The organism is Chryseobacterium sp. (assembly GCF_022869225.1).
Classification (GTDB): domain Bacteria; phylum Bacteroidota; class Bacteroidia; order Flavobacteriales; family Weeksellaceae; genus Chryseobacterium.
The window spans coordinates 2,247,962-2,265,574 of the sequence record NZ_JALIHL010000001.1; the positions used below are offsets into that span (position 1 = coordinate 2,247,962).

The window sequence follows — 17,613 nt, forward strand, 5'->3', positions numbered from 1 at the left end:
CATAGCACTCCTATTGTCACAAGTAACCCGATCAATTGAGCTGTTTGTGAAATATCCGTGCCATGGGGGAATATCAATTATTCTTCTAAAATCTGCTCAGCGGCAGTTTTCGAGGTTACCTTTTCGATCACTCTTGTACAGATTCCGTTCTCGTCAAAAATAAAGGTCGTTCTTACGATTCCCATATAGGTTTTTCCAAATGTCTTTTTTTCCTGCCAAACCCCGAATTTCTCAATGATATTATGTTTTTCATCGGCGATAAGGTCATAGGGAAAAGCAAATTTGCTGTGGAAATTTTTCTGTTTCTTGACAGAGTCACCGCTTATTCCCAGGAGTTGAAACCCGGCTTTTTTAAGCTGGGAATAGTTATCACTCAGATTGCAGGCTTCCACGGTGCAGGTTGGAGTATTCGCTTGCGGATAAAAGAAAACAATTAGCTTTTTTCCAATTAATTTTGATGAGGTTACTGTTTTTTCGTCTTGATTGAGTCCTTCAAATTCAGGTAATTTGTCTCCAACTTTCAGCATAATAATTTAATTTTGTTCAAATTTAAGGGTTACATGACAAAAAAACAAAGAGCTGAGCTCGTTCAGAGAGAACTGGATAAATTATATCCTACGACACCGATTCCGCTAGATCATACTGATCCGTATACATTAATGGTTGCGGTAGCACTTTCAGCACAGACTACAGATAAAAAAGTGAATCAAGTAACCCCGAATCTTTTCGAGGTTGCCGGAACTCCGCAAAGGATGGCCAAGCTGGAAGAATACCAGATCAAAGAACTGATTAAAGAAATCGGGCTTTCCAATACCAAAGCCAAAAACCTGAAGAAAATGGCAGAATTGCTACTGGAAAGACATAATGGTATCGTTCCCCAAACTTATGAAGAACTGGAGGCGCTTCCCGGCGTAGGACACAAGACGGCTTCTGTCGTCATGAGCCAGGGATTCGGATTTCCGGCTTTTCCGGTGGATACCCATATTCACCGTCTGATGACACAGTGGAAGCTGACCTCAGGGAAAAATGTAGTGGAGACGGAACGTGATGCCAAAAAACTATTTCCTGAAGAAGTCTGGAACAAACTTCATCTTCAGATTATTTTCTATGGAAGAGAGTATTCTCCCGCAAGAGGAAAAGGAGAAAAGGATTTTATTACTAAAATGATGTTTGAAAAATAACTCATTATAGCGCAAGGCCCGCAAAGATCTTGTAGCATTATATTGAAATAGGCTGCAAAGGCACTTCGTTGAGCTAAGACAATAGCTTCTTAGCTGAGCGGAACGTCCTGCGAACAGAAAATAAAACGCAACGGATACGTCTTTATGATCGTTGCGTTTATTTTAATTTTTGAATAGTAGGTTGCAGCTGGATTGATTCATGGAAATTAAATATCTAATAACCTTCTGTGGTAGTTGATCTGTCCCAAATGATAGTCCAAATGAGCAATCAGATGGATCAGAAAATAATCGGTGGTCATCGTACTTTCAAAAACAACCAGCGGATATTCCTTTTTAAGATCATCCTCAGATAATCGGCTAAGCACCGTATCAACTGTTATTGCCGTAGCCTGTACTTTCTCAATAAGTTCCGCCCTTGGAATATCTTTCAATGAAAATTCCAGATCCCTTTTCCTTACGTATCCTGTGTTTCCAAGTACCGTTCCTACAAAATGATTCAGGTTTCCTACCAGATGAAGACACAGGTTTCCTGCAGAATTGGCGATGTTTTGGTCTGTTTTCCAGATAGATCCCTCGTTTTGATACGATTCGATTTCTGTTTTTAGTTTATTTAAATCTCTGCTGTAAAGAGATCTGAGGCTTGCTGTGATCATGATTTTTATTTTTAAAATTATTCAAATTTTCTGAAATGAAGATCCTAAAAAAGGATACTGAATCAAAACAGTATCCTTTAGCTTTCCTTCTCAATAAAGAAATTATTTTTGTTTGTGGGCCCAAAGGTCCATTTTTCTGTTCAGCACGTCCAAAGGAAGGCATCCCTGGCTTAAGACTTCATCATGGAAGCTTGCCAGATTAAACTTGTTTCCAAGTTCTTTTTGATACTTTTCTCTCAGCTCACGGATTCTTAAGGATCCTATTTTATATCCGAGAGCTTGTCCCGGCATCGCCATATATCGTTCTACCTCTGCTGTAGCCGCTCCTTCATCATAAGAAATATTGCTTAAGAAGTATTTAATAGCTTCTTCTCTGCTCATTTTTCCCGTATGTAGGCCTGTATCCACAACAAGTCGTACTGCTCTCAGCATTTGATCGCTTAAATATCCCATTTTCTGATAAGGGTCTGTATATAATCCAAATTCAGGGCCTAAGGTCTCACAATAATGTGCCCATCCCTCACCATACGCTCCAAACCATCCAAATCTCATGAATTTTGGGAGGCTTGTATTTTCCTGCTGAAGAGAAACCTGGTAATGATGCCCCGGAATTGCTTCGTGCAGGAAAAGAGACTCCATTCCTGAAGTGACATTGAATTGGGTAGGGTCGGGAAGGGGAACATAGAAAATTCCCGGTCTTTTCCCGTCCGGAGTTCCCGGAATATATTCTGCACTGGCACTGGCCTCTCTGAATTTCTCCGTCTGCCTGATCTCGAACTTTGTTTTCGGAGTTACGTTAAACATCGTTTTCAGCTTAGGGGTAATTTTAGTTAAGATACTGTTGAAGCCGTTTAAAACATCCTTTGTTGTTTTATAAGGCATTGCTTTGGGGTCAGTTTTAACAAAAGTGATGAATTCTTCTAGTGTTCCGGTAAAACCTACCTGCTGTTTTACTTTTTCCATTTCTGCACGGAGCATTGCCACCTGCTGCAGCCCGATCTTATTGATCTCTTCAGGCGATTTTTTGGTAGTGGTCCAGCTTTTTACATAGTATCCATAAATCTCATTTCCATTCGGAAGATTGTTGTAGCCGTCGGTATCTCTTGCTTTCGGAAGATATTCTTTTTCTAAGAAGGTACCCATCTTAGTGTACGCAGGAATGATCTTTTTGGTAATGGCATCTTTGTAAAGTTCTGAAAATTTATCTTTTTGGGCCTGGGTGAAATTTTTTGGGAATTTTTTGACTGGGCCGTAGAAGATATTTTTGTCCATATCCGTGCTGGTGATTTCCTGAGCATTCATCTGAGGGATCATTTTGATCACCAGTTTTTTAGGAAGAACAATCTTATTGTTGATTCCTTCACGGAAGTTGTCTGCTGCAGCATTCATCCATTCCGGGAATTTTTCCATTCTTTTGAGCCAGTCGCTGTAATCTTTTTCCGTTTTGAAAGGCTGGCTTCCCTCACCGCTTCCGTACAGCGGAAAAGTCAGTGGAAGACCTCCGAATTGGGTAAAAGGAATATATTCGGGATGGTAGGCATACGCTTCTATTTTATCTTTTAACGTGTAATCCAGTACATCATATACAACCTTATTCTCATCAGAAAGACTTTTGTAGTCTACATTTTCCAGTTGCTTCTGTACCGAATTGTAGAAAGCAATTTCTCCTGAGATAAAATCTTTGTCTATAGTAATCGGAAGCTGGTCATTGTACCTTGTATCTCCCTGGGAAGTAGCATCTAAAGGGTATAATTTAAGATACTGCTCATAATAATTGGACGCAATGGAATCCAGATTGGTAGGGGTAACTTTCGTAAGGGGAGAATCTGTCTTTCTGCATGAAGCAAGACTTATGATCAATCCCAGTCCTAAAATACTTTTTGATACAATGTTTTTCATTTTCAGAATCTTTATGAAGCAAAAGTAAGTATTATTAGGAGATTCAAACCCATCCGTATCCTTGATTTTAAAAATTTATTTTCAAAATCCTTTTAACTTTAAATCAATTTTTTATCTTTGTCTAAAACGTTTAACAATCATATTATTACAGTTCTTTTTTAAGGAAAAATGAAAGGGATTTTAAAAATTTACCATCCGGACGAGACATTAAAATACAATATCAGAAATACTTATTGTAAAGCCGTCTACAGCAACCAGCAACATTTTTTAGAGGTTGAAATTATAACGGATGACAGTTTGGATCATGTAGATGATGATTCATTACAGTACAACTTTCCGCAGCTTTCACTGGAAATTGTCGATTTCCCTATAGATTCGACAGAAATAGAAGGCCAAACGATCAAAATCAACGACTCTGATGAGGAAACTTATACGGAAGTAGACCTGTTCGATGATGAAGATGCCTATATTTACGACAATGAGCTTCTTTTTGAGAAAAACGAAGAAGGTGAGCTGCAGGTCATCTGGAAGGGAACCATTGATGATTTCTACACAGGATCAGATACTCCGATTCCTTTCCGGTTAAAATGCGAATTCAGACAGGATGATATTGAGGTAGACGAAGACTAAAAAGTCGTTTCTCATTCTTTTTTATATCAAATTTCTTTCAAAATTTCTTTTGGAAAGAAATTTGCTGTTTATATTTGATAACAAATTTTAAGTTGTTTTTAAGCAATTTTTAAGAGTTCAATTCATAATATTCCACTACATTTGTCGTTAAAACTTTTATAAAAATACACATTAATGCTGTTAACGGAACTTACTCAGATTTTATTTGCACAAATCGCTGCACCTGCGGTTGCTACAGACAATTTAGAATTTTCATTTTGGAAGATCATGTTCCACGGAGGAGCTTTCGCTAAAATAGTGATGGTAACAGTATTGCTGTTGGGAGTGTTTTCATTATACCTGTTTTTTGAAAGGTTTTTCTTTATTAAAAGACTGACCTCAAAGACGGATTCCAATTTTATGAATAATATTGAAGACTTCATTAAGGAAGGAAAGATTGAAGCTGCCGCCGATTATTGTAAAACGCAAAACTCTCCGGAAGGAAGAATTCTGGAAAAAGGAATTTCAAGACTGGGACGTCCTGTTTCTGATATTGTAAGCGCGATGGAGGCCCAGGCCCAGGTAGAAGTTGCCAATATGGAGAAAAACCTTAACCTTTTGGCTGTTGTTCCGAGTATTGCTCCGATGCTGGGACTTTTAGGAACGGTAATCGGGATGATCATTGCCTTCTTCAATTTATCCCATGCAACAGGATCTTTTTCTCCAAAAACTCTTTCAGAAGGGATCTATACCGCTTTAGGGCAGACAGCTGTAGGTTTGGCGGTAGCTATTCCTGCTAACTTTTGTTACAACATCCTTTTGACAAGGATCGACAAATTTGTATTGAAAGCTCAGAATATGTCAGGAGAATTCTTAGATCTTATCAATAAACCTTTATAAATCTTTCTTATGAAATCGCTGTCAGAAAAAATCCTTTTTAGAGAATTATTAATTGAGCGATTCCATCTGACCATTAAAAATATTAGAATAAACAGATGAAAATTCAGAGAAGAAATAAAGCGAATCCGGAATTCAGTTTAGCGGCGATGACAGATGTCATCCTGTTGATGCTGATTTTCTTTATGATAACGTCTTCTGCGGCGAACCAAAGTGCTATAGATGTAAACCTTCCAAAAGCGGGAGCTACTGAAGATAATATTCCGAATCCTCTGACGGTAAGCATCAGGCCGGATGGTTCATTCTTTGTAGATGATAATCCTGTGAATAGAGGAGAACTGGAGCAGATTATCGTGGATAAGCTGACCGATCAGACGAATAGGTCTTTCACGATCAGAGCAGACGAAAATACCCTGCATAAAGACGTGGTTTTTGTCATGGAAATTGCTGAAAGACATAAGTTTAACATTGCCATTGCAACCGTTAAAGATAAATAACAATCCGGGATCACCGGAAAGAATCATTTTTAAGATGAGAAGCTATACTGCAAACAAAAACGAAGAAAATAAGGATAGAGTAAAGAGTGCTTTACTTTCTGCTCTTATCTGGTCCGCCGTTTTGCTTTTTGTTTTTTTATATAAATTGAAACCTGAACTGGATAAAGAACCCGAAGTGGTGACCACCATGCTTGTGAACTTTGGTGATAACAGAAACGGGAAAGGTATTGAAGAGCCTGCCGAGCAGCCGGGAAGTTTAGCTGCTACAGAAGAAGTTACTCCTGAGCCGGCAGAAACACCGATACCCGAAACTAAAACTGTGGTAAAGCCCGAGCCGGCACCGGAACCTAAAAAAGTGGAAGCTAAGGAAAAGATCATTACCGGAAATAATTCAAAAACTTCGGTTCCTAAAAAAGAAGAATCAAAAAAAGCCGAAAAGAAAGAAGCTACAAGTACCAGTACCTCAAAAAACACTAAAAAGTCAGGAGCTGCTGCCGCCAATTCAAAGACTGGAAATGGGGATGGTAAAGGAAATGCAGCGATAGGGAATCTGATCAAGGGAAGAGGAACCAAAGCAGGAAGCCAGGGAACAGGCGATGGTATTGGTAATGCCGGAGATCCTTTAGGAGGTGATGGAAATGGTGACAGTAAAGTAGGAGTAGACAGAAAACTGATCGGGTATATTCCGGGAACGATGGGAAGAGGAGGAGCACAGCCTTCTCATAGCTGTACAGCAAGCGGATCTATTACCATTGCCTACACCGTGGATAAAGCCGGAAATGTAGTTTCTGCAAGAAGATCCGGAGGAATTTCAGATCCCTGTGTATCCTCAACATCTGTAGCTTGGGTTAAGAAATATGTAAAGGCCGAAAAAGCCGGGACTTCTTCAACCGGGACTTATAAAATTACATTCTAAAATTACAAAGGCACTTTACTCAAGTGCTTTTTTTAATTCATTAATTCTGTTGATAACCGGAAGGGCAAAAATACCGCTGGTCTGAAGATACAGCTCATAGAAAGTCTTTGCTTTATCCTGGAAGTCTTTGTTATGGTCATGTCTGCTGTTAAAGTAGAACAGGTTTCCCAGCATTTCATAATAATCTTTGTGGTCTCTCTCCTGCCTTTCATTGACAATGGCGATCATTTCTTCCTTGGTTTTAGAAGCAACCTCTGTGAAGCTCATCTTGAAGATGTCTCTCATCAGAGTATCAAAATCTAACTCTTTTTGCATTAAACTTTCTTCGGGTTTGTCCAGAATCAGTTTTTCCAATGCCTGGGTTAATTGACGGATGAGTCTTAAAGTAAATTCTTTATCTGTAATCATTATGGATGTAATTTTGTTGCTAGTTGCTAGTTGCTAGTTGCTAGTTGCTAGTTGCTAGTTGCTAGTTGCTGGTTAGGTTAGGTTAGGTTAGGTTCGCCAGTTTAATTGGACGTATTTTATAAAATTATTGATTTTTCCTCCTAAGAGTTTGTATTGTTCTGATTTTTCTTTAAAGTCTGAGTGTAATTCCGGATAAAGCCTGGTTATTTTTGATAGATGACATATCGTTTCGTCACAACTTGCCTGAGAGTAGGTGAGAAAATTGGCTACCCAGTTCATATAATTCATAGTTGGGTAGTTTGAGCGATAATTTATGTGTTTCAATAAACAACTCAAAAGCAATATTGTAAATGTCAAGTTTTTCGTAGCTCATTAATATCTTTTTTACGATTAATGTTTAAAGTTAATGCCAATAAAACCATAAATATATTTATTAAGCAAAAAATAAATACGCCAGCCCAATAGCAGTAATAACACCCACCAAATCGGCCAGAAGCATGGCAATTACCGTGTATCTTGTATTCTTTACGGCTACGGCTCCAAAATAAACTGCAATTACATAAAACGTCGTATCTGAGCTCCCCTGAAGAACGGCGGCAAGCTGTCCCTGGAAACTGTCCGGGCCAAATGTACTCATAGTATCTACCATCATTCCTCTTGCTCCCGAACCGGATAAAGGTTTGATCAGTGCTGTTGGAAGCCCATCCACAAAGCGGGGGTCCAGATTTGCGATATTGGCCACCCATTTCATACCGTCAATAATAACATCAAAAACACCGGATGTTCTTAACAGTGAAATGGCGATCAACATTCCCACCAAATACGGGATGATCTTTACACAGGTTGTAAACCCTTCTTTGGCTCCCTCGATAAAGGCATCAAAAACGTTGATCTTTTTGTAAACCGCTCCCAATACGATGGCAAGGAAAATAAAGAGGATAAGTCCGTTACTCAGGACTTTACTGAAATCATCCAGCTCATCTTTGCTTAATTGTACCAGGTACAGAACCAGTAAAGCAATAACCGCTGAAATTCCGCCTACGTAAGCAATGACTACAGGGCGGAGCAGGTTTATTTTCTGATATATAGAAACAATGATCATCGCGGCAAGCGTTGCGGCAAAAGTAGCGATCATACATGGCAGGAATATATCAGTAGGGGTTTTTGAACCCATTGAAGCTCTGATCGCAATAATGGAGACCGGAATCAGGGTCATTCCGCCCGCGTGAAGGCATAGAAACATGATCTGTGAATTGCTGGCTGTTTCTTTAGTGGGGTTTAGGCTTTGAAGACTTTCCATGGCTTTTAAACCAAACGGGGTCGCAGCATTGTCAAGTCCGAGAAGATTGGCACTGAAATTCATCAGCATATGTCCGAAAGCCGGATGGTTTTTAGGAATATCGGGGAAGAGCTTAGAGAAAAACGGCTGAATAAACCGGCTTAAAAGGTTGATTCCGCCTGCTTTTTCAGCAATACTCATGAATCCCATGAACAGGGTCATGATCCCAATCAGTCCAAGACAGATCTTTACAGCGGTTTCGGAGGTGCCGATGACACCGTCGGCTTCCTGAACCCGGTACACTTTTACATTTTGTTTTAAAGAATCCGTTTTATAGTGAATTCTGCTGTCTGCAAAATCATTTTTCTTCATCAGACTGTCTTTCACAACCGGTGAGAGAACATTCATAGGTTGCGACGCGATCTGTACCGTATCACCGCCTTTTCCTACCACCATATCATTGAAAATGGTTTTATAGTGGCCTGACGAAATGTATTTTATACTTGCAATGGCTATGGCAATGATAATGAAAGCCGACCAAATTCTGCTGAGAACCATCCGATTTAATTAATTGTTTAAACTTATCAAAAATACTTTAAACCACAAAGACACAAAAGATTTAAACACTTAAGTTTTATAAAGTTTATACCATAATGCATAGAAAGGCACTTAAGTTTTTGAAAATCTTTGATTTTCATGGGATGTGGACTTTTATGCAAGGTCATTTTTTAATCTTATTTAAGTGCTCTAAAGTATTATTTGAAGCAAAAGTTTTGGGGGCAAATAACACAAATTACTTATTCTTCAAGGTACACCAGATGCCCTTCGAAATCGTCATCCAGGCTTCTCAGGACTTTAGCATCATCCATTTTCTTAATTAATCCATCAATAAAGAAGCTTTTTTCAAAAAACTGGCGGTGGATTCCGGGAAGAAGTTCCATGAAGTAGTCCATTCCGATCTTATTGTTATGGAGATCCATTTTTGTTTCCAAAGGTTTGTTGGGAAACAGCTCTTCATGCATATCGGTCATTCTTTTGCAGAAATCAAGCGCTTTTTTGGGCGAAGATACCTTACAGCAATAGGCTATAATGAAACAGCACCAAAGAGCATGTCTGAAGGCATTTCCTATGCCGTTATTAGAAGCGGTTTCAGGAAATTTTTTCTGTGCGATAGTAAAGGCCTGAACGGTAGCATAAAAGCTCAGTAGGGCAAAAAGAGGATGGGGAAGGAGAAGCGATAAAAGACGCATAATCTTTTTAAAGCTCATACTCCGGATTGTGTTAAAGAATATTTTAAAAGTCCTCATAAATAAAAATCTCTCCCTAATTAGAGAGAGATTGTATTGTTTTTGTTACAGATATTATGCTTTTACGGCTAATAAATTAACGGTTTTAGCAACAGTATCCTGAATTTCAGTTCTTTTTACAATGAAATCTACAAATCCTTTTTCCTGTAAGAATTCTGATGTCTGGAATCCTTCCGGCAGGTCTCTTCCGATGGTTTCACGGATTACCCTTGGTCCTGCAAAACCAATAAGAGCTCCCGGTTCAGCCATAATGATATCAGCGGTCATCGCGAAAGAAGCTGTAATCCCTCCAAAAGTAGGGTCGCAAAGGTAAGCGATATACAAAAGCCCTGCTTCTGAAAGCTGAGCAAGTTTAGCCTGTACTTTTGCCAGCTGCATCAAAGAATAGGTCGCTTCCTGCATTCTGGCCCCACCAGACTGACAAATGATCATATAAGGAAGTTTGTGCTGGATACAGTAGTCTATTGCTCTTCTGATCTTTTCACCCATTACAGAACCTAGAGATCCACCGATAAAAGCAAAGTCCATACAAGACACTACCATTTCAGTTCCTTTTATGGTTCCTACAGCATTTCTGATGGAATCGGTAAGCTTGGTCTTCGCTTTTACTTCTTTTAAACGGTCTTTATAAGGCTTTGTATCTTTGAAGTTTAAGATATCAATACTTTCAACATTGGCATCCAGTTCGGTAAATTTACCGTTGTCAAAAAGGATGTCAAAAAATTCCGCACTTCCTATTCTTACATGAAATCCGTCTTCAGGAGAAACGTAATTATTTCTCTTTAGTTCATCGTGTTCCACAACTTTTCCAGATGGAGTCTGATGCCAGAGGCCTTTGGGAACGTCCTTTTTTTCATCAGTAGAGGTGGTAATGTTTTTTGCTTTTCTTTTAAACCAGTCGAATGCCATTTTTTAATTGTATTAATGTACAGTGTAGAATGTAAAATGTATAAAAACAAAGTGTTACAGATTACCTTGTGCTGTATACATTTTACTTTTACACATTTTATTTTAAAGTATTTACGTTATTTAAATCTTCAAATGCTTTCACCAATCTTGCAGAGAATGTTTCCTCACCTTTTCTTACCCAAACTCTTGGATCATAGAATTTCTTGTTCGGTTTTTCTTCTCCTTCAGGGTTTCCGATTTGAGTTCTTAAATAATCAATATTGTTTACCATATAATCTCTTACCCCTTCTGTATATGCAAACTGAAGGTCAGTATCGATATTCATTTTGATCACTCCGTATTCGATCGCTTCTCTGATCTCCTCTAAAGTAGATCCTGAACCTCCGTGGAATACAAAGTTAACCGGTTTTGCTGCAGTTCCGAATTTCTCCTGAACATATTTCTGAGAATTGTCAAGGATCTTTGGAGTAAGAACTACATTTCCTGGCTTATAAACGCCATGTACATTACCGAATGCGGCAGCGATTGTAAAGTTGTCAGAAATAGCTCTTAATTTTTCATAGGTGTAGGCTACATCTTCAGGCTGAGTATATAATTTAGAGTTGTCAACGTCTGAATTGTCAACACCGTCCTCTTCACCACCTGTAACTCCGATTTCTACTTCAAGAGTCATCTGAAGTTTAGCCATTCTTTCAAAATATTGAGCGGAAATCTCAAGGTTTTCTTCTAACGGTTCTTCAGAGAGATCCAACATATGGGAAGAATAAAGAGATTTTCCTGTCTGCCTGAAGAATTCTTCATTAGCATCCATTAATCCGTCGATCCAAGGAAGTAATTTCTTTGCACAGTGGTCTGTGTGTAGAATTACAGTAGCTCCGTACGCTTCAGCAAGAGTATGAATATGCTTTGCTCCGGCGATTGCTCCTAAGATTGCAGACTTCTGTCCGTCATTGCTTAATCCTTTTCCTGCATTGAAAGCAGCTCCACCATTTGAAAACTGGATAATGACAGGAGAATTTAACTTCGCTGCAGTTTCCATCACAGCGTTTACGTTGCTTGATCCAATTACGTTTACTGCAGGTAATGCAAACTTGTTCTCTTTAGCATACTGAAAGATATCAGTAACTAACTGACCTGTGGCAACTCCTGCCGGAAAAATTCTGCTCATGTTTTACTTTTTATTATAAATTTATTAGGTGTTTTTAAATTCCTGTAAAGGTAATCATTTTTAGGAAATTACTAATTTCTTTTGTCCCTTCCCCAAAGCAGCTTCTGGCGAATGGTTTCGTAGAAACTTAAGTTATTAGGCTGTACCAGAAGAAGCTGAAAGCTGGCCTTCTTAATGATAATTTCCTTATCGGTTTCGATGTGTATCAGTCTGGAGTCTAAGGAAAGGGAGTATTGCGGCACCCGGCTTTCCACTCTGAATTTGATTTCTACTTTGTCATTCACTACTAAAGGCCTTACATTCAGGTTGTGCGGAGCGATCGGAGTGATGACGAAATTTTCGTTATTCGGAGAAATGATAGGGCCGCCACAGCTTAATGAGTAGGCCGTAGAACCTGTTGGAGTTGAAATGATGACTCCATCTCCCCAGAATACATTCAAAAATTCATTATTGATGTAAGAATCTACCGTAATCATGGATGTCGTTTCTTTTCTGGAAACGGTAACATCATTCAGGGCATAAGGGAAAAAGCCTTCGAGCCCGGGAGAAACCACTTCTATAACGGAACGGCGGCTTGTTTTTACATCTCCTTTTAAAATAGAATCCAATTCTTTGAAAGCCTCTTCTTTGGTGAAAAAAGCTAAAAACCCCAGTCTTCCGGTATTTACACCTACGACAGGGATCTCAAGATCTTCAATGAACGTTAAAGAATTGACTATAGTCCCATCTCCACCGAAAGTAAAGAAAAGATCAACTTCTTTATCCAGAAGATCCTGTTTGCTGTTGAAAGTCTCGAAAATTTTCGAAAATTGAAGTGCTTCAGCCATTTCATCATACAGAATGGATTTTACCCCTCTGCTTTCCAGCTCAGAGATAAACTTGCTTAAATATAAAAAAGTATCAAGATCTTTTTTCTGAGAATATATAGCTGCCTTCATGTTATATTTCTATGAATTTTTGGAAAAAACCAAATCGGTCTTTAAACAGATCGGTCTTCTCGTCAGAATAATATTTTTCAACGATTCTGTAATCATACCGTTCAAAGGTTGAGTCTATCGAGGCCAGGTTTTCATTGCTGATCTTTATGGTGATGTGGATGACCTCATCAGACATAAAGCTTATAAATCCTCCATAAAATTTTGAATTATTGCTTTCTATTATATTGGCAATCTCCGTCATGGAATATTTTCTGGCAGGAGTCTCTATGGTGAGAATGGCTCCGGATTCTGAAAATAAAGGATACCGGGAAAAGTCCTGAAAAATATCTTCACAGGTGATATATCCCAGATACTTTTCACTTTTATTGATCACCGGAATGACGTTGGAACTGAAAGTATAAAACAGACGGATACTGTCCATGATATTGTTATCTTCCAGGATAGCAAACCGCTCAATCTGATGTTCAAGATCCTTTAACGTACCGCCATCTTCCTCATAAAGAAAGTCCTGGGCGATGGCACCATAAAAGTGATGGGATTTTTTGATGAAAACATGGGAATATCCAAAATCCTCCAACGTATTTCTGGCCGACTCTATTGAATCTGACAGGCTAAAACACGGGTAGTCTTTTGAGATGTAGTCCTTGATAAACATTGTGCTAATTTATAAAAAATTAAATGAAACTTTTTCTGAAAAGACGACTTTTTTTAGGCTCAAATCAAAAAAGTGTCTTCAAAATTTGTTTGTAATGAAAAAAAAAGTACCTTTGTCGCCTTTCATTTTTACTTTTTATTAGATTTATTTCAAACTGCACTGTCTATTAATGACATATGCAGTTTTTTTATTTTAGCGCCTTTGCAAACTCCCACATTACAATTCCACCGCATACGCTTACATTGAGAGAATGCTTTGTTCCAAGCTGCGGAATTTCCAGAAAGAGGTCAATATTAGGCAATACTTCATCACTGATTCCTTCTACTTCATTCCCTAATACCAATGCATATTTTTTTGATTTGTCTATTGTAAAATCAGTAATGATCTGGCTGTTGGTGGTCTGTTCGATTCCTATCACTTCATAGCCTCTGCTTTTCAGGTCAGCAATCGCCGTATTGGTGTATTCTTCATGGGCCCAGTCTACACTTTCCGTTGCGCCTAATGCCGCTTTATGGATCTCACGGTGGGGTGGCTGCGGAGTGATTCCGCAAAGCATTATTTTTTCAATCAAAAAGGCATCTGCTGTTCTGAATGCTGCACCCACATTGTGCATGCTTCGGATATTATCTAAAATGATAACCAGCGGAATTTTTTCAACCTTTTTGAATGTTTCTACATCAATTCTGTTAAGTTCTTCGAGTTTTAATTTCTGTACCAATTGTATTATTTTGTTGAGATTAATTTTCCGTCTTTATAGACCTCTGTTTTTTCAATGCTTTGTCTTCACGGTAACGGATTCTATTGCCATTCCGTTTCACGCTGTAACTTCCCGGAAGGATAAAATGTTTTCCATTTTCCGGCGGCAAGACCGTTTCCATAATAACCAATCTGTTTTATCGATTTTCCGTCTTCATGAAATACTTTGGTTTCCCCGTGTAATTTAGCCAATTTATAATGGAAAATTTCTTCTACTTTGCCTGAAGGATAGTAAAAAGTTCCCGTAAAGCCGTTGTCATAGATGTTTTTTCCCATTTGTAAAGGTTTCCCTTAAGGTTAGCGTACCATTTTTGTCATCATAAGACCATTCCTTTGCCTTGAAATCCTTTTTGTATTCTCCTTTTGCATTTACTTTTCCATTGTCATGATAAAAAATAGCATCACCGTCTCTTTTCCCTTTTTCCATTCCACGATATTTTTTACCTGTCCGTTGTCATAAAATTCTTTGCAGTTCCTTTTTGGTAACCCTTCTTTATATCCACAGGGCTTTTGTGCAAAAGCAAGAGCAGATGTGGTGACCAATAATAGGGAAAGGGACTTCATCGCTGTTTTTATTTCAAAAATAGTAAAATACTTATATTTAGCTCAAAAATAGACTATGAAAAAATTATTCACTTTATATGTAGGCATTCGGAAATTCTACGATTGAAGCGTTGCTTCCACAAAACAAAAAAGTAATTGGGTATCTGTGTTCCACTCACGATATACCAGACCTTCTTTTACGGATACTCGGCAGGGAACAGGGAAAACAAATTTGTAGAGATCAAACAGGACGGCGGATTAAAAGAGATCAATCTTTAAAAGGTTGATTTTTTATTTTCTGTTCATGATCTGATGTACATTTTTCTCAATATTCTGTGCCAATGTTTCCATAGGAATATCATTCTCATCATTATTAAACGGATCTTCTATCTCTTCAGCGATAAGCTCAAGGCTCATCAGAACGTAGTATACAAAAACCGTGAGCGGTATCATGAAAAGGCCGATCGTAATTACATAGGCAATAGGAAGGGCAAATACATACAGGATTATAAATTTCTTAATAAATGATGAATAAGAATAGGGGATCGGGGTATTTTTAATTCTTTCACATCCTCCGCATACTTCCAGAAAACCTGATAACTGGGTCTCCAAATAAAGCATTTCAACCTCTGAAATTTTGCCTTCTTTTTTCAGCTGATTCAATTTATGGCTTAAGAGGATAATAATTTCGCTTGGGCCATGATTTTTCAATGATTTTTCAATTTCAGAATAATCTTCATCCAGGGCAAGTCTTGTTGATTCTTTAGAGAGATGCTTGGCTAAGAAGTGCGGAAAAAACTTTAAATACCTTGAGATTTGTTCAGCATCCTGTCTGTTATCCTCAAGTAAAGTGTTGATTTTTATCGCAAAATTACGGGTGTCATTGACCAGTTTCCCCCAGAGCTTTCTGCCTTCCCACCATCTGTCGTAGGCTGTATTGGTCCTGAAAACCAATAACAGGGACAACACAAAGCCTAATAATGAATGTATCATGCCCACATTACTGATTCCTGATTTTGAAGTGAGATGAAAATATTCCACTTCCAGATATTGTATGCCCCAGGAATAAAGTCCTACAAGGATCATGCTTGGAAAAAGTATTTTTAGCGTATCGCTTTTGTGTAAACTGAAAAGGATTTTAAGGAAATGTTTGGTATTGTAGGCTCTCATAAATTCACTTATTACCACAAATATAAATTTTTCATCTGAGCTCTGCTAATAAAGTAAGGAAGTCTGAAGCTGGAAGAGGGAGGTTATTGAAGCCGAAGAAGAGGTCTAAGTTTCCATAAAAAGATTTTTATGGAATGATGTATAGATGTTTGCAGACAAATCTTAACTGCCAGCATCCCTCTTCCAGCTTCCAGCCCTTTTAATCTTAATTTTCTCAAGTTTCAAAAAAACACTATTTTTATTTCACCTTAAATACCAAAATAAATGATCCTCGAAAACGTAGATATAGTAGATGATATCAGTAAAGAAGATTTTCAGAATAATTATTTCAAAAAGCAAAAACCTCTTTTGATCAGGAATTTTGCAAGCCGTTGGGATGCTTTTGATAAGTGGAATCTTGCGTATATCCGGGAAAAAGCAGGCGACCAGGAAGTCCCTTTGTATGATAATAAGCCGGCTGATGCGGCCAAAAGCTCAGATGCTCCTGTGGCGCATATGAAAATGAAGGATTATATTGATACCATCAAATCCAAGCCTTCAGATCTTCGAATCTTTTTTTACATCATTACAGACCGGCTTCCGGAGCTGCTTAAAAATTTTACTTATCCTGATTTGGGGATGAAGTTTTTTAAAAGGCTTCCTACCTTATTTTTCGGAGGAAGTGAGGCTCATGTCCTGATGCATTATGATGTGGATTTGGGAGATTTTATGCATATTCATTTTGAAGGCAAAAAAAGAATACTGCTGTTTGATCAGAAACAGTCGGCTTTCTTATATAAAGTCCCGTTATCCGTTCATACCATCTACGATTTGGATTATGAAAACCCTGATTATGAAAAGTTTCCGGCTTTGCAGTACGCCAAAGGGTATGAAATTTTTATGGAACACGGTGATGCTCTTTTTATTCCCGGGGCATTCTGGCATTTCAACCGGTATTTGGAGCCTGGATTTTCATTATCATTAAGAGCGCTGCCCAATAGGCCTAAAGTTTTTGCCAATATGCTCTACCATGTTTTTATTATGAGGTATACAGATAAGCTCCTTCGTAAATTATTTAAGGCCAAGTGGGTGAATTACAAGCAGAAGTGGGCCCATGAAAAAAGCTCGGAAGCATTAGAAAAACATCTGAAATCAGAAAGATAAAGGGAAAGGGAGAAGGAAGCAGGAAGAGGGAAGGCTCTTTACAGCTTAGTATTACTGGATTTCATTTCATTTTAATGATAACCATTACTTAAACGACCAATAGAAACTTCCATCTCCCATCTTCGTGCTTCCCGCTTATTTATTAATCAATCCGAAGATTGTTGCATCTACGAATTTCCCTTTTTCGAAAAAATAATCTTTCAACGTTCCTTCTTTGCAGAAATTCAGAGACGTTAACAGCTTTTCAGAAGAAATATTGGAGGGGTCTATAAAAGCATCTACCCGGTGGAGCCTCATGGTTTCAAAACCAAATGTCAGGATAGGAAGAATGGCTTCTTTCATATAAGACTGCCTCCAGTATAGCGGGTTGAGTTCGTATCCGATTTCTGCTTTGAAATGCTCACGGTACCAGTTGTGATACCCACAGGTGCCGATTACTTTTTTTTCGGATTTTAATTCCAATGCCCATCGGAATCCTTTTCCCTTTTCAAATGCAGTATTGAAATGCCGAATAATTTGCCGGGCATCTTCCTCCGTTTTGAAGGTTTCCAGATCATAGTATTCCATGACTTCATCCTGAGAGAAATATTCAAACAGATCTTGGGAGTCATCAGCCGTCAGTTGCCGCAAAAGAAGTCTTTCAGTTTCTAAAACAGGAAATTCCATGGATTATATTTTATGGTGA

21 protein-coding genes are annotated in these 17,613 nt (G+C 38.3%); 6 read left to right on the forward strand and 15 right to left on the reverse strand.

Going from position 1 to position 17,613, the window contains the following annotated elements; translation table 11 throughout:
• Positions 1-77: 77 nt before the first annotated feature.
• Positions 78-527, reverse strand: coding sequence for a thioredoxin-dependent thiol peroxidase (gene bcp, locus MUW56_RS10505; RefSeq protein WP_292013147.1), 450 nt, complete (start codon positions 525-527; stop codon positions 78-80).
• A 33-nt stretch (positions 528-560) separates the two neighbouring features.
• Here bcp and nth point away from each other — a divergent pair, with 33 nt between their 5' ends.
• A complete protein-coding gene (gene nth, locus MUW56_RS10510) occupies positions 561-1,181 on the forward strand; it encodes an endonuclease III (RefSeq protein ID WP_292013148.1) in 621 nt (206 codons plus the stop codon).
• Between the two features lie 206 nt (positions 1,182-1,387).
• Here the strand turns inward: nth and MUW56_RS10515 are convergent, their stop codons facing one another.
• Positions 1,388-1,834 (reverse strand): DUF1572 family protein, encoded by a 447-nt coding sequence (locus tag MUW56_RS10515; protein ID WP_292013149.1) that lies wholly within the window; start codon positions 1,832-1,834, stop codon positions 1,388-1,390.
• 102 nt (positions 1,835-1,936) lie between these two features.
• The gene (locus MUW56_RS10520) at positions 1,937-3,733 is read right to left on the reverse strand and encodes a DUF885 family protein (RefSeq protein WP_292013150.1); all 1,797 of its coding nucleotides are present in this window, start codon (positions 3,731-3,733) and stop codon (positions 1,937-1,939) included.
• A 168-nt stretch (positions 3,734-3,901) separates the two neighbouring features.
• Here MUW56_RS10520 and MUW56_RS10525 point away from each other — a divergent pair, with 168 nt between their 5' ends.
• The 4 genes from MUW56_RS10525 (at position 3,902) to MUW56_RS10540 (ending at position 6,652) form a co-directional block, all read left to right on the forward strand.
• Positions 3,902-4,363 (forward strand): hypothetical protein, encoded by a 462-nt coding sequence (locus MUW56_RS10525; RefSeq protein ID WP_292013151.1) that lies wholly within the window; start codon positions 3,902-3,904, stop codon positions 4,361-4,363.
• 174 nt (positions 4,364-4,537) lie between these two features.
• On the forward strand, positions 4,538-5,242 hold the full coding sequence (locus MUW56_RS10530) for a MotA/TolQ/ExbB proton channel family protein (RefSeq protein ID WP_292013152.1): 705 nt from the start codon (positions 4,538-4,540) through the stop codon (positions 5,240-5,242).
• Positions 5,243-5,337: 95 nt separating this feature from the next.
• A complete protein-coding gene (locus MUW56_RS10535) occupies positions 5,338-5,736 on the forward strand; it encodes a biopolymer transporter ExbD (RefSeq protein WP_292013153.1) in 399 nt (132 codons plus the stop codon).
• Between the two features lie 34 nt (positions 5,737-5,770).
• Entirely contained in the window at positions 5,771-6,652 is an 882-nt protein-coding gene (locus MUW56_RS10540) for a ferric siderophore ABC transporter substrate-binding protein (RefSeq protein ID WP_292013154.1), read from the forward strand.
• A 15-nt stretch (positions 6,653-6,667) separates the two neighbouring features.
• Here the strand turns inward: MUW56_RS10540 and MUW56_RS10545 are convergent, their stop codons facing one another.
• The 11 genes from MUW56_RS10545 to MUW56_RS10595 form a co-directional block, all read right to left on the reverse strand.
• Positions 6,668-7,060: a hypothetical protein gene (locus MUW56_RS10545; protein ID WP_292013155.1), complete on the reverse strand. Its 393-nt coding sequence runs from the start codon at positions 7,058-7,060 to the stop codon at positions 6,668-6,670.
• A 433-nt stretch (positions 7,061-7,493) separates the two neighbouring features.
• Positions 7,494-8,897 carry a nucleoside recognition domain-containing protein gene (locus tag MUW56_RS10550; protein WP_292013156.1) on the reverse strand — a complete coding sequence of 468 codons (1,404 nt, stop codon included), beginning with the start codon at positions 8,895-8,897 and terminating at the stop codon, positions 7,494-7,496.
• A 239-nt stretch (positions 8,898-9,136) separates the two neighbouring features.
• Positions 9,137-9,646, reverse strand: coding sequence for a hypothetical protein (locus MUW56_RS10555; protein ID WP_292013157.1), 510 nt, complete (start codon positions 9,644-9,646; stop codon positions 9,137-9,139).
• 54 nt (positions 9,647-9,700) lie between these two features.
• Positions 9,701-10,555 carry an acetyl-CoA carboxylase, carboxyltransferase subunit beta gene (gene accD, locus MUW56_RS10560; RefSeq protein ID WP_292013158.1) on the reverse strand — a complete coding sequence of 285 codons (855 nt, stop codon included), beginning with the start codon at positions 10,553-10,555 and terminating at the stop codon, positions 9,701-9,703.
• A 97-nt stretch (positions 10,556-10,652) separates the two neighbouring features.
• Positions 10,653-11,723: a class II fructose-bisphosphate aldolase gene (gene fbaA, locus MUW56_RS10565; protein WP_292013159.1), complete on the reverse strand. Its 1,071-nt coding sequence runs from the start codon at positions 11,721-11,723 to the stop codon at positions 10,653-10,655.
• A gap of 71 nt (positions 11,724-11,794) precedes the next feature.
• Positions 11,795-12,661: an NAD kinase gene (locus tag MUW56_RS10570; protein ID WP_292013160.1), complete on the reverse strand. Its 867-nt coding sequence runs from the start codon at positions 12,659-12,661 to the stop codon at positions 11,795-11,797.
• Position 12,662: 1 nt separating this feature from the next.
• A complete protein-coding gene (locus tag MUW56_RS10575; protein WP_292013161.1) occupies positions 12,663-13,316 on the reverse strand; it encodes a CBS domain-containing protein in 654 nt (217 codons plus the stop codon).
• Between the two features lie 187 nt (positions 13,317-13,503).
• Positions 13,504-14,034, reverse strand: coding sequence for an RNA methyltransferase (locus MUW56_RS10580; protein WP_292013162.1), 531 nt, complete (start codon positions 14,032-14,034; stop codon positions 13,504-13,506).
• 80 nt (positions 14,035-14,114) lie between these two features.
• Positions 14,115-14,348, reverse strand: coding sequence for a hypothetical protein (locus MUW56_RS10585; protein WP_292013163.1), 234 nt, complete (start codon positions 14,346-14,348; stop codon positions 14,115-14,117).
• Positions 14,329-14,499 (reverse strand): hypothetical protein, encoded by a 171-nt coding sequence (locus MUW56_RS10590; protein WP_292013164.1) that lies wholly within the window; start codon positions 14,497-14,499, stop codon positions 14,329-14,331. Before MUW56_RS10590 ends, MUW56_RS10585 begins: the two co-directional genes overlap by 20 nt.
• Before the next feature lie 407 nt (positions 14,500-14,906).
• Positions 14,907-15,803 (reverse strand): bestrophin family protein, encoded by an 897-nt coding sequence (locus tag MUW56_RS10595; protein ID WP_292013165.1) that lies wholly within the window; start codon positions 15,801-15,803, stop codon positions 14,907-14,909.
• A 246-nt stretch (positions 15,804-16,049) separates the two neighbouring features.
• Here MUW56_RS10595 and MUW56_RS10600 point away from each other — a divergent pair, with 246 nt between their 5' ends.
• Positions 16,050-16,928, forward strand: coding sequence for a cupin-like domain-containing protein (locus MUW56_RS10600; RefSeq protein WP_292013166.1), 879 nt, complete (start codon positions 16,050-16,052; stop codon positions 16,926-16,928).
• Positions 16,929-17,063: 135 nt separating this feature from the next.
• Here MUW56_RS10600 and MUW56_RS10605 read toward each other — a convergent pair whose 3' ends face one another.
• Complete coding sequence (locus MUW56_RS10605) at positions 17,064-17,594, reverse strand: GNAT family protein (RefSeq protein WP_292013167.1); 531 nt, start codon at positions 17,592-17,594, stop codon at positions 17,064-17,066.
• Positions 17,595-17,613 lie beyond the last annotated feature (19 nt).